This window comes from Stenotrophomonas sp. FSL W7-1447, assembly GCF_037966425.1.
Classification (GTDB): Bacteria; Pseudomonadota; Gammaproteobacteria; order Xanthomonadales; family Xanthomonadaceae; genus Stenotrophomonas; species Stenotrophomonas pavanii.
Map to the genome: position 1 here is coordinate 1,054,225 of NZ_CP150199.1, position 10,982 is coordinate 1,065,206.

Here is a 10,982-nt window from a genome sequence, read left to right on the forward strand (position 1 = left end):
TTTTTTGTCTCCGGAAGATGCCCTCCCGGAGGCGGTTTTCCCCTTCCCTGGAGCCCCCATGGCCCGTTCCCCAAGTGAAACCCTCGACCTGCCGGTCCTGCCGCTGCGCGACGTAGTGGTGTTCCCGCACATGGTCATCCCGCTGTTCGTCGGCCGTGACAAGTCCATGCACGCGCTTGAGCAGGCAATGGAAGCGGACAAGCGCATCCTGCTGCTGGCGCAGAAGTCTGCCGAAACCGACGACCCGCATGCGGCCGACCTCTACCAGGTCGGTACGCTGGCGCAGGTGCTGCAGCTGCTGAAGCTGCCCGACGGCACCATCAAGGTGCTGGTCGAAGGCCTGTCGCGCGTGCAGGTCACCCACGTCGACGAGCGCAATGGCTCGCTGCACGGGCAGGCAGTGGAGATCGACGCCACCGACGAGCGCGAAGCGCGTGAGGTCGAGGCGATCGCCCGCTCGCTGATGTCGCTGTTCGAGCAGTACGTGAAGACCAACCGCAAGCTGCCGCCGGAACTGCTGCAGACGCTGTCGGGCATCGACGAGCCGGCGCGCCTGGCCGACACCATCGCCGCGCACATCAGCGTGCGCCTGGCCGACAAGCAGCGCCTGCTGGAAACGCTGGCCGTGGGTGACCGCCTGGAGATGCTGGTGGGCCTGGTCGACGGCGAGATCGACGTGCAGCAGATGGAGAAGCGCATCCGCGGCCGCGTGAAGTCGCAGATGGAGAAGAGCCAGCGCGAGTACTACCTCAATGAACAGATGAAGGCCATCCAGAAGGAACTGGGTGACCTGGACGATGCGCCTGGCGAGCTGGAAGAGCTGGCGCGCAAGATCGCCGAGGCCGGCATGCCGAAGGCCGTTGAGGCCAAGGCGCGCAACGAGCTGAACAAGCTCAAGCAGATGTCGCCGATGTCGGCTGAAGCGGCGGTCGTGCGTAACTACCTGGAGTGGTTGCTGGGCGTGCCGTGGAAGAAGCGCAGCAAGGTGCGCAAGGACCTGAAGGTGGCGCAGGACACCCTCGATGCCGATCACTACGGCCTGGAGAAGGTCAAGGAGCGCATCCTTGAATACCTGGCGGTTCAGTCGCGCGTGAAGCAGATGAAGGGCCCGATCCTGTGCCTGGTCGGGCCGCCGGGCGTGGGCAAGACGTCGCTGGGCCAGTCCATCGCCAAGGCCACCAACCGCAAGTTCGTGCGCATGTCGCTGGGCGGCGTGCGTGATGAGGCCGAGATCCGTGGCCACCGTCGTACCTACGTCGGTTCGATGCCGGGTCGCATCGTGCAGAACCTCAACAAGGTCGGCAGCAAGAACCCGCTGTTCGTACTCGACGAGATCGACAAGATGTCGATGGACTTCCGCGGCGATCCGTCCTCGGCGCTGCTGGAAGTGCTCGACCCCGAGCAGAACAACGCGTTCAACGACCACTATCTGGAAGTGGACCTGGACCTGTCCGAAGTGATGTTCGTGGCCACCTCGAACTCGCTCAACATTCCCGGCCCGCTGCTGGACCGCATGGAAGTGATCCGCATCCCCGGCTACACCGAGGATGAGAAGCTCAACATCGCCACCCGTTACCTGGTGCCCAAGCAGGTCAAGGCCAACGGCCTGCAGCCGGAAGAGCTGGAGATCGGCAGTGACGCCATCCAGGACATCGTGCGCTACTACACGCGCGAGTCGGGCGTGCGCAACCTGGAACGCGAGATCGCCAAGATCTGCCGCAAGGTGGTGAAGGAGATCGCGCTGGCCGGGCCGCAGCCTGCGAAGGCGAAGAAGGGCGCGAAGAAGAAGGCGCTGGTGAGCGTGTCCAGCAAGAACCTGGACAAGTACCTGGGCGTGCGTCGCTTCGACTTCGGCCGTGCCGAGGAGGAGAACGAGATCGGCCTGGTCACCGGCTTGGCCTGGACCGAAGTCGGTGGCGACCTGCTGCAGATCGAATCCACGCTGGTGCCGGGCAAGGGCCAGCTGATCCTGACCGGCCAGCTCGGCAACGTTATGAAGGAATCGGCGTCGGCCGCGCTGTCGGTGGTGCGTTCGCGCGCCGTGGGCTTTGGCATCGACAGCGACTTCCTGCAGAAGCACGACGTGCACCTGCACGTGCCCGATGGCGCTACGCCGAAGGACGGCCCGAGCGCCGGCGCGGCGATGGTCACCTCGCTGGTTTCGATGCTGACCAAGGTGCCGGTGCGTGCCGACGTGGCGATGACCGGCGAGATCACCCTGCGTGGCCGCGTCACGGCCATCGGTGGACTGAAGGAGAAGCTGCTGGCTGCACTGCGTGGCGGAATCCGCACGGTCATCATTCCCGAGGAGAACCGCAAGGACCTGGCCGACATCCCCGCCAACGTCACCCGCGATCTGAAGATCGTGCCGGTGAAGTACATCGAAGAAGTCCTGGACCTGGCGCTGGAGCGTCCGTTGGCACCGAAGAAGGCGCGCAAGAGTGCGCAGCGCGTCACGGTGCGCAGCAAGGCCAAACCGAGTGGAAACGCGCGCGTCAAGCATTGACGCGCGCTGTCCGATAGCCGGAAACCCGCGTCGTTGCTGGCTTTCAGCTTGCGTGGGGGTAGGGCCACTGGTATAAAAGCAGCACTCGCGAATGAGTGATCGCAGTCTGGTGATCGCTGAATTCGGCGAACCGTTTCCACATGGCGGCCGCATGCAGATGGCATGCGGTTGCTTCCCTGTCGAATCCGCGGAACCCACCGCCAAAGGAGTTGTAGAGAATGAACAAGACCGAATTGATCGATGCCGTTGCTGAAGCTGCCGACCTGACCAAGGCAGAGTCCAGCCGCGCTGTCGATGCCGTCGTTGCTGCCATCACCAAGGCGCTGAAGGACGGCGATGCGGTCACCCTGGTTGGCTTCGGTACCTTCCAGGTCCGCGACCGTGCTGCCCGCACCGGCCGCAACCCGAAGACCGGCGACACCATCAAGATCGCTGCTTCGAAGAATCCGTCGTTCAAGGCTGGTAAGGCCCTGAAGGATGCTGTAAACTAAGCGGCTCGCTGGGGTGCTTAGCTCAGCGGTAGAGCGTCTCCTTTACACGGAGAGGGTCGGGGGTTCGAAACCCTCAGCACCCACCACAGCACCGCGGTAAAAGTTTGAGTGTGGAGCGGTAGTTCAGCTGGTTAGAATGCTGGCCTGTCACGCCGGAGGTCGCGGGTTCGAGTCCCGTCCGCTCCGCCATTCAACGAGGCCTCCGGCCAAAAGCTGGAGGCTTTGTTTTCTCCCCGGTCCAGGCCGGCTGAAAGCAAGAAAGGTAACAACGCGGAGCGGTAGTTCAGCTGGTTAGAATGCTGGCCTGTCACGCCGGAGGTCGCGGGTTCGAGTCCCGTCCGCTCCGCCATTACATCGAGGCCCCCGGCCGAAAGCTGGGGGCCTTGTCTTCTCACCGGCAGGTCCGGGAAGAAGACGAAAGGGTTTTTGCAAGAACGGAGCGGTAGTTCAGCTGGTTAGAATGCTGGCCTGTCACGCCGGAGGTCGCGGGTTCGAGTCCCGTCCGCTCCGCCATTGCAGACTTCTTAAGTCCCTGTGAAAAAACTTTGAAAAAAGTGTTCATCGGGCTGGGTTTGCAGGGAATCTTCGGATATACTGGGCGCCTGCAAAGTTTCAGCGCGGAGCGGTAGTTCAGCTGGTTAGAATGCTGGCCTGTCACGCCGGAGGTCGCGGGTTCGAGTCCCGTCCGCTCCGCCAACTTCAAAAGCCCTCGGCGCAAGCCGGGGGCTTTTTCTTTGCGTCATGCGCGGACATTGCCAGTGCGCGGGTCACGCACGCCTGCGGAGGCGGGCGCGGGCCGCGCCGGGGTTGCTTTTGGTCCCTGCGGCGAAGCGGGTTACACTGCCGGGCTCGCCAATCAGGCCTTGTGATTCCTCACCATGCTGCAGAAACTCCGCGACAAGACCTCAGGCTGGATCGTCACCGTGATCCTGGGGCTGCTGATGATTCCGTTCCTGTTCGTGATCGACAACAGCTACCTCGGTGGCGTTGGCGCACAGAACGTGGCCAGGGTATCCGCGCCGCCGACCTGGTGGCGTTCGGCACCGTCGTGGTGGCCGGTGCGCATGCTGTGGCAGCACCATGAGATCAGCTCGCAGGATTTCCGCACGCGTTTCGAGCAGGAGCGCATGCGTGAGCGCCAGCAGCAGGGCGACAACTTCGACCCGCGGGCGTTCGAGAGCACCGAAAACAAGATGGCCGTGCTCGATCAGCTGATCGACGAGCAGGTCGTGCGCCTGGTCGGTGAACAGGCGGGCGTGGTGATCGGCGACGGCGCCGTGCGCGAGTACATCGCGACCATGCCGGCGTTCCTCGATTCGAACGGCAAGTTCAACGAGAACAACTATCGCCTGGCCCTGGCTGGCGGCAATCCGCCGCGTACGCCGACCCAGTTCCAGGAACTGGTGCGTGAGAGCCTGCAGCAGTCGGTGATCCCGTCGGGCCTGCAGAGCTCCGGCTTCGTCACCCAGGCCGAGACCGAGCGCCTGCTGAAGCTGCTGGGCGAGACCCGCGACGTCGAGCTGGCTGCGCTGCCGCCGGTGCCGGCCGATACCGCGCCGGTCACCGACGCGCAGATCAAGCAGTGGTACGACAGCCACGGCAAGGACTTCCGCCAGGCCGAGAGCGTGTCGCTGGAGTACGTCGAGATCAACGGCGCGAACCTGCCGGCACCGACCCCGGCCGATGAAGCCACCCTGCGCAAGCGCTATGAAGAGGAAAAGGCCAAGTTCACCTCGCCGGAGCAGCGCCAGGCTTCGCACATCCTGATCACCGGTGACGGTGCAGAGGCCAAGGCGAACAAGATCGCTGCCGAAGCGAAGGCGGCCGGTACCGATTTCGGCGCGCTGGCCAAGGCCAATTCGGAAGATCCGGGCTCCAAGGACCAGGGCGGTGATCTGGGCTGGGTCGAGCGTGGTGCGATGGTCAAGCCGTTCGAGGACGCGCTGTTTGCGGCCAAGGCCGGTGACGTGATTGGCCCGGTCAAGACCGAGTTCGGTTACCACATCATCAAGGTGGCTGCTGTGCGCGGTGGCCAGGGCAAGTCGTTCGAGGAAGTGCGTGACACGCTGGCCGCCGAACAGCTCAAGGCCGACGGTGAGCGCGGCTTCAACGAGCTGGCCGGTCGCCTGGTCGATGCCATCAACAAGAGCCCGAGCGACCTGGCTGCGGCGGCCAAGGAAGTGAACCTGCCGTTGCAGACGCTGGGCCCGATCACCCGCGCGACCGCCAGTGGCATCGCCGCCGATCCAGCCGTGCTGCGTGCCGCCTTCTCCGACGTGCTGGTGCAGGACGGTACCGCCAGTGACCCGATCGCCCTGGGCGGCGCGACCAACCACAGCGTGGTCATCCGTGTGGCTGCGCACACGCCGGAACAGGCCCTGCCGCTGGACAAGGCCCGTGAGCAGGTGATTGCTGCGATCCGCGCCGATCGCCAGCGCCAGGCCAGCGACAAGGCTGCCGACGCCATCCTGGCCAAGCTGAAGGCCGGTGCCACCCTGCAGTCGCTGGCCGCCAGCGAGAAGCTGCAGCTGAGCCCGATGCCGGGCCTGCCGCGCAGCCAGCCGGTGCCGACCCCGGAAATCAACCGCGCGATCTTCAGCGCGCCGGTGCCGGCCGAGGGCAAGCCGAGCTATGGCAAGGTCGACGTGAACGGCCACGCGCTGCTGTTTGCGGTGAACAAGGTCAATCCGGGCGACATCAAGGAAGTGACCGCAGAGCAGCAGAAGCAGCTGAAGGAACAGCTGAGCCAGATCGACGGCATGGCCGCGGCCAAGGCCTACATCGAGGCGATGCGCAAGAAGTTCGTGGTCCAGACCACCGAAGCGAACCTGTAAGCCCATCGGCTGCAGGTATGAAAAGGCCCGGCAATGCCGGGCCTTTTTTGTTGGAGCGCTGCTGGAATTGAACTGTAGCGCCAAGCCCATGCCCGGCGGGCCATGAACCGCGACAAGTCGCAGGCAAGAAAAAAGCCGAGCATGGGCTCGGCTCTACACGGGAGGCGCTTGGCCTGCGCGTCAATCCTCGACGCGCAGCACCGCGCCCGGCTTCAGCACGCTGCTGCCGCTCAGGCCGTTCAGTGACAGCAGGGCCTTGACCGGCATGCCGTAGCGGCGGGCGATGGTCCAGGCCGATTCGCCGTCACGCACGGTGTGGCGACGGCTGCGCGGACGATCGGCGATCGCGGCGACGGTCTTGGCGACCTGCGGCGCTGGCGTGGTGGTGGCCACCGGTGCGGCACTGGCCACCTGCACGGTGGCGGCGTCTGCGACGGCCACATTGGCAGCCGAGACCGGCGCCAGCACGCGGGTGGTGCCCGACGAGGCGCGGCCGCCGCCCGCCAGGGCAGGGTTCAGGCGGGCGATCCTGGCCGGGTCCAGGGCGCGCTGTGCGGCCCACTGCTGGATGCTGGTGCCGGCGGGCAGGGTGTGGTCCTTCAGCACCGGCACGGTGCGGTCCAGCGAGGCCATCACGCCCGGCTGGTCTTCCACGTCTTCCAGCACGCAGGCCAGGGCGTGCAGCTTCTCGACGTAGGCATAGGTGACCGGCGACAGGCCGGGCAGGGCCGACGGCTTGGCATTCTGTGCATTCATGCCGGCTTTGCGCAGCGACTGCAGCACGCGGTACTCGCCGGCGTTGTAGGCCATGGTGGCCAGGCGCCAGTCGCCGCCGAACATGCCATGCAGGGTCTTCAGGTAACGCACTGCGGCCTGGGTGGAATCGACCGCCGACAGGCGGCCGTCGTAGCCATTGGCCATCGGTACGCGGTGGTTGCGCGCGGTGGTGGCGATGAACTGCCACAGGCCGGTGGGGCCGCTGCCGTTGCGGGCGTTGGGCCGGTAGCCGCTTTCCACGAACGGGATCAGTGCGAATTCGGTGGGCAGGTTGGCCTTGCGCAGTTCCTCGACCACGTAACCGAACAGCACCAGCGCATCGTCATCCTGGTTGGCCAGTCGCGAGGGCGCGTGGGCAAACTGCTTCTGCCAGCGCGGGCTGGTGGCCTCGGCGTCGCAGGTAGGCTCGGCCAGGCCATCGCGGAAGCTGGAGAAGATCTCCTGGCCGTTGCGCACCGACGCGGCCGGCAGCGCGGCCGGATCCAGCGGGAGGGCCGCAGCGGCGGTCAGGTTCTGGCTGATGCCGGCGCCCAGCGACTGCGCGCCAGCGGATCCGGCCAGCCCCAGGACCAGGCCCAGGGCCAGCGGCAGACTTCGGCGCATCATGCGCGGAAGCCGTCTTTCCAATGCCGGAGACCGGCCATGACGTCGACGTCGTCAACGACGTCGCGGCCCAGGTGTGCCGACACCGACGCGCGGATCGGCGCCGTGTGCACACGCAGGAACGGATTGCATTCGAATTCGCTGGCCAGGGTTACCGGCAGGGTGGAACGGTCATCGCGGCGCATGGCCAAAGCCTCCTCTTGGCGCTGCCACAGGGCAGCGTTGGCGGGGTCGACATGCCGCGCGAAGACGGCATTTGACACGGTGTACTCGTGGGCGCAACACAACAGCAGCTGCGCGGGCAAGGTACCCAGCTTGCGCATCGATGCCAGAAGCTGGGACGGCGTACCTTCGAACAGGCGTCCACAGCCCAGGCTGAACAACGAATCTCCGCTGAAAAGATGTTCAGCGGTGTGAAACGCGATGTGGCTGCGGGTATGCCCGGGCACGGATAGTACGTGGAATGTTTGGCCCATTGCCTGAACGCGTTCACCTTCGCCGACCCGCTCGGTCGCCGCCGGGATGCGCTCGTCGACCGGTGCGATGACCCGTGCGCCGGGAAAACGCGCCCGCAGTGCGGGCACGCCACCGATGTGGTCGTCGTGGTGGTGGGTAAGCAGGATCGTGTCCACGCGCAGGCCCTGATCGGCCAGCGCGAGTACCGGCGCGGCATCGCCGGGATCGACGACCACGGCGGCGCCATCGTCGTCGATCAACGTCCAGATGTAGTTGTCCGCAAATGCGGGCAGGGCAGTCAGTCGCATAGAATTGGACCATGCCCGCGCTGCAGAGCACCCGTCAAGCGAGCCAGGCCCCGTGGTTCGACAGTGAACCGGCGGCGTCCCTGCGCGTGCTGGAGCGGCAGCTGCTGCTACCGCAGCTGTCGGCGCTGCCGGTGCAGCCGTGGCTGTGGATCGCGCCCAGTGCAGGCTGGCTGGACGATGCACAGCTGGGCGGGCGTGGCCTGCGCCTGTTCCGGCAGGGGCCGGGGTATGCCGGCGATACCCGCTGCGCACTGCCGCTGCCGCTGGCCAATGAAAGCGTCAATGCGGTCGTGTTGCAGCATGTCACCACCGGCGATGCCGACCAGCTGCTGGACGAGTGCGAGCGCGTGCTGATGCCGGGCGGCCACCTGTGGCTGAGCAGCCTCAACCCGTTCAGCCTCTACCGCACGCACTGGCGCCAGCATGGGCTGGTGGTACGCACGCCGCAGCGGATCCGCCTGCTGCTTGGCCGCCACGGCCTGGAGTGCGACGACATGCGTTTCCTCGGCCCGCTCTGGCGCGGCGCCGGCAGCCGCCGGCCGGGCGGTTGGGCGCCGCTGCGCGCGGCCTGCCTGTTCCATGCCGAAAAACGCACGCTGGCCCTGCCCGGGCCGAAACCGCTGCCGGTGCGCTGGCACGGCACCGTTGTCACCTGATCTGGAGTTGTATTGAAAACCATCGAAATCCACACCGACGGTTCCTGCCTTGGCAATCCTGGCCCCGGCGGCTGGGCCGCCCTGCTGCGCTACAAGGGCCATGAGCGCGAACTGAGCGGCGGCGAAGCGCATACCACCAACAACCGGATGGAGCTGATGGCGGCCATTTCCGGGCTGGAGACGCTGACCGAGCCGTGCAACATCGTGCTCTACACCGATTCGCAGTACGTGCGGCAGGGCCTGACCCAGTGGATGCCCGGCTGGATCCGCAAGAACTGGAAGACTGCCGGCGGTGACCCGGTGAAGAACCGCGAACTGTGGGAGCGCCTGCATGCGGCCACGCTGCGGCACCAGATCGACTGGCGCTGGGTGAAGGGGCACTCCGGCGACCCGGACAACGAGCGGGTGGACACCCTGGCGCGCAACGCGGCCATCCAGATCCGCGACGCCAGCCCGGTAAACTGAGCCCATGCGTCAGATCATCCTTGATACCGAAACCACCGGCCTGGAATGGAAGAAGGGCAACCGCATCGTCGAAATCGGCTGCGTGGAGCTGTTCAAGCGCCGCCCGACCGGCAACAACTACCACCAGTACATCAAGCCGGACTGCGAGTTCGAGCAGGGCGCGCAGGAAGTCACCGGGCTGACGCTGGAGTTCCTGGAGGACAAGCCGGACTTCGCGCAGATCGCCGATGAGTTCCTGGCGTTCATCGATGGCGCCGAGCTGATCATCCACAACGCGGCGTTCGACCTGGGCTTCCTCGACAACGAACTGTCGCTGCTGGGCCCACAGTACGGAAAGATCACCGACCGCTGCACGGTGATCGATACCCTGGTGATGGCGCGCGAGCGCTTCCCGGGCCAGCGCAATTCGCTCGACGCGCTGTGCAAGCGGCTGGGCGTGGACAACTCGCACCGCGCCCTGCATGGCGGCCTGCTTGATGCGCAGATCCTCGGCGATGTCTACATCGCGCTGACCTCCGGCCAGGAAGAGATCGGCTTCGGTCTGGGCGACGAGGAGGGCGGGAGCGCCGGTGCGGCGCTGCACGCGTTCGACACCAGCAAGCTGCTGCCGCGCCCGCGCGTGGTGGCCACGCCGTCGGAGCTGGAAGCGCATGCCGCACGCCTGGAGCGGCTGCGCAAGAAGGCCGGTCACGCACTGTGGGATGGCCCGAAGGTGGAAGAACCCGTCAGCGCGTAATGCCTGCAATGAGGTAGTGCCGGCCGCTGGCCGGCATCTGCGTGAAACACGTTTTCCCGGTGAGCCGGCCAGCGGCCGGCACTACCGCCTCCACGCATGGCGTGGATCTACCGCTTAGTGGCAGCGCACCAGGATCACGCTGATGTTGTCGCGGCCACCACCGTCGAGCGCGGCGGCGACCAGCGTGTCCACGCATTCCTGCGCGCTGGCGTCCTCGAACGCCAGGGTGCGGGCGATGCTGCGGTCGTCCACTTCCTCGGTCAGGCCATCACTGCACAGCAGCAGCTGCATGCCCGGGCGCAGCTCACCGCTGGTGGTTGCCACGTTCAGGTGTGCCGGGTCGGTCACGCCCAGTGCCTGGGTGACCACGTTGCGATGCGGATGCGCGCGCGCCTGTTCGGCGGTCAGGTTGCCCTGCGCGACCAGTTCCTGCACCACGCTGTGGTCCTGGCTGAGCTGCGCCAGCTGGCCGTCGCGCCACAGATAGGCGCGGCTGTCGCCGACCCAGGCCACTTCGTAGCGATTGCCCTGCACGCGCGCCGCGACCACCGTGGTGCCCATCGGCAGGGTGTCGTTGCGCCGCCGCGAGGCACGGATGATCTCTTCGTCGGCGGTACGGATGGCCTGGGCCAACGGCGCGCCACGGCGGATCTCGCGCACGATGGTTTCGCGCGCGAGCGCGCTGGCCACCTCGCCGCAGGCGTGCCCGCCCATGCCGTCGGCCACCAGCCACAGGGCCAGCTCGCTGTCACCGTAGTAGGTGTCCTCGTTGAGCTCGCGGCGCAGGCCGGGATGGGTGAGGTGTCCGAATTCGATCATGGTGTGCAGGGCGGGTATTGCCGGGGGAGACAGGCATCATCGGGGGGCTTCCGCCATCCGGCAAGGCATGTACTCAGGTATTTTTCACTTCGTGGGCCGGAATGACTTGTCGTCGGGCTCACTTCCTCGTATGATGCGCGTCCCCGGTCCGCCGGGGACCACCCGGAGAGGTGGCAGAGTGGTTGAATGTACCTGACTCGAAATCAGGCAGGCGTTTATAGCGCCTCGGGGGTTCGAATCCCCCCCTCTCCGCCAGATAAAGAAAAAGGGCTGCCGAAAGGCAGCCCTTTTTCTTTATCTGGCGCGGGACGCGACGCGCGTTGCGCAACGC

General features: G+C 66.1%; 9 protein-coding genes and 6 tRNA genes. 12 read left to right on the forward strand and 3 right to left on the reverse strand.

Features of this window, described 5'->3' with window-relative positions; translation table 11 throughout:
* The first annotated feature begins 58 nt into the window (after positions 1-58).
* From lon to NSQ78_RS04920, 8 genes are all read left to right on the forward strand, one after another.
* Positions 59-2,506 (forward strand): endopeptidase La, encoded by a 2,448-nt coding sequence (gene lon / locus NSQ78_RS04885; protein WP_049466057.1) that lies wholly within the window; start codon positions 59-61, stop codon positions 2,504-2,506.
* Positions 2,507-2,724: 218 nt separating this feature from the next.
* On the forward strand, positions 2,725-2,997 hold the full coding sequence (locus NSQ78_RS04890) for an HU family DNA-binding protein (protein ID WP_005408270.1): 273 nt from the start codon (positions 2,725-2,727) through the stop codon (positions 2,995-2,997).
* Positions 2,998-3,008: 11 nt separating this feature from the next.
* A tRNA-Val gene (locus NSQ78_RS04895) sits at positions 3,009-3,083 on the forward strand.
* A 26-nt stretch (positions 3,084-3,109) separates the two neighbouring features.
* Positions 3,110-3,186: transfer RNA gene (locus tag NSQ78_RS04900), tRNA-Asp, on the forward strand.
* 83 nt (positions 3,187-3,269) lie between these two features.
* Positions 3,270-3,346 (forward strand) — tRNA-Asp (locus NSQ78_RS04905).
* A gap of 87 nt (positions 3,347-3,433) precedes the next feature.
* Positions 3,434-3,510, forward strand: a tRNA-Asp gene (locus NSQ78_RS04910).
* 106 nt (positions 3,511-3,616) lie between these two features.
* A tRNA-Asp gene (locus NSQ78_RS04915) sits at positions 3,617-3,693 on the forward strand.
* A gap of 182 nt (positions 3,694-3,875) precedes the next feature.
* Positions 3,876-5,831, forward strand: a complete 1,956-nt coding sequence (locus NSQ78_RS04920) for a peptidyl-prolyl cis-trans isomerase (protein WP_064237745.1) — start codon at positions 3,876-3,878, stop codon at positions 5,829-5,831.
* A gap of 180 nt (positions 5,832-6,011) precedes the next feature.
* Here NSQ78_RS04920 and NSQ78_RS04925 read toward each other — a convergent pair whose 3' ends face one another.
* Both NSQ78_RS04925 and gloB read right to left on the reverse strand, forming a co-directional pair.
* The gene (locus tag NSQ78_RS04925; RefSeq protein WP_064237746.1) at positions 6,012-7,214 is read right to left on the reverse strand and encodes a lytic transglycosylase domain-containing protein; all 1,203 of its coding nucleotides are present in this window, start codon (positions 7,212-7,214) and stop codon (positions 6,012-6,014) included.
* Positions 7,211-7,975 (reverse strand): hydroxyacylglutathione hydrolase, encoded by a 765-nt coding sequence (gloB, locus tag NSQ78_RS04930; RefSeq protein ID WP_049466393.1) that lies wholly within the window; start codon positions 7,973-7,975, stop codon positions 7,211-7,213. Before gloB ends, NSQ78_RS04925 begins: the two co-directional genes overlap by 4 nt.
* Before the next feature lie 11 nt (positions 7,976-7,986).
* On the opposite strand from gloB, the gene NSQ78_RS04935 reads away from it, so the two are divergent.
* The 3 genes from NSQ78_RS04935 to dnaQ are packed head-to-tail and all read left to right on the forward strand — an operon-like array spanning position 7,987 to position 9,832.
* Positions 7,987-8,631, forward strand: a complete 645-nt coding sequence (locus tag NSQ78_RS04935) for a methyltransferase domain-containing protein (protein WP_064237747.1) — start codon at positions 7,987-7,989, stop codon at positions 8,629-8,631.
* 12 nt (positions 8,632-8,643) lie between these two features.
* Positions 8,644-9,096 (forward strand): ribonuclease HI, encoded by a 453-nt coding sequence (rnhA, locus tag NSQ78_RS04940; protein ID WP_005408275.1) that lies wholly within the window; start codon positions 8,644-8,646, stop codon positions 9,094-9,096.
* Between the two features lie 4 nt (positions 9,097-9,100).
* A complete protein-coding gene (dnaQ, locus tag NSQ78_RS04945; RefSeq protein WP_049466387.1) occupies positions 9,101-9,832 on the forward strand; it encodes a DNA polymerase III subunit epsilon in 732 nt (243 codons plus the stop codon).
* A gap of 114 nt (positions 9,833-9,946) precedes the next feature.
* On the opposite strand, the gene NSQ78_RS04950 is transcribed toward dnaQ, so the two are convergent.
* Complete coding sequence (locus NSQ78_RS04950; protein WP_053506497.1) at positions 9,947-10,651, reverse strand: PP2C family serine/threonine-protein phosphatase; 705 nt, start codon at positions 10,649-10,651, stop codon at positions 9,947-9,949.
* A gap of 164 nt (positions 10,652-10,815) precedes the next feature.
* Here NSQ78_RS04950 and NSQ78_RS04955 point away from each other — a divergent pair.
* Positions 10,816-10,906: transfer RNA gene (locus tag NSQ78_RS04955), tRNA-Ser, on the forward strand.
* The last annotated feature ends 76 nt before the right edge of the window (positions 10,907-10,982 follow it).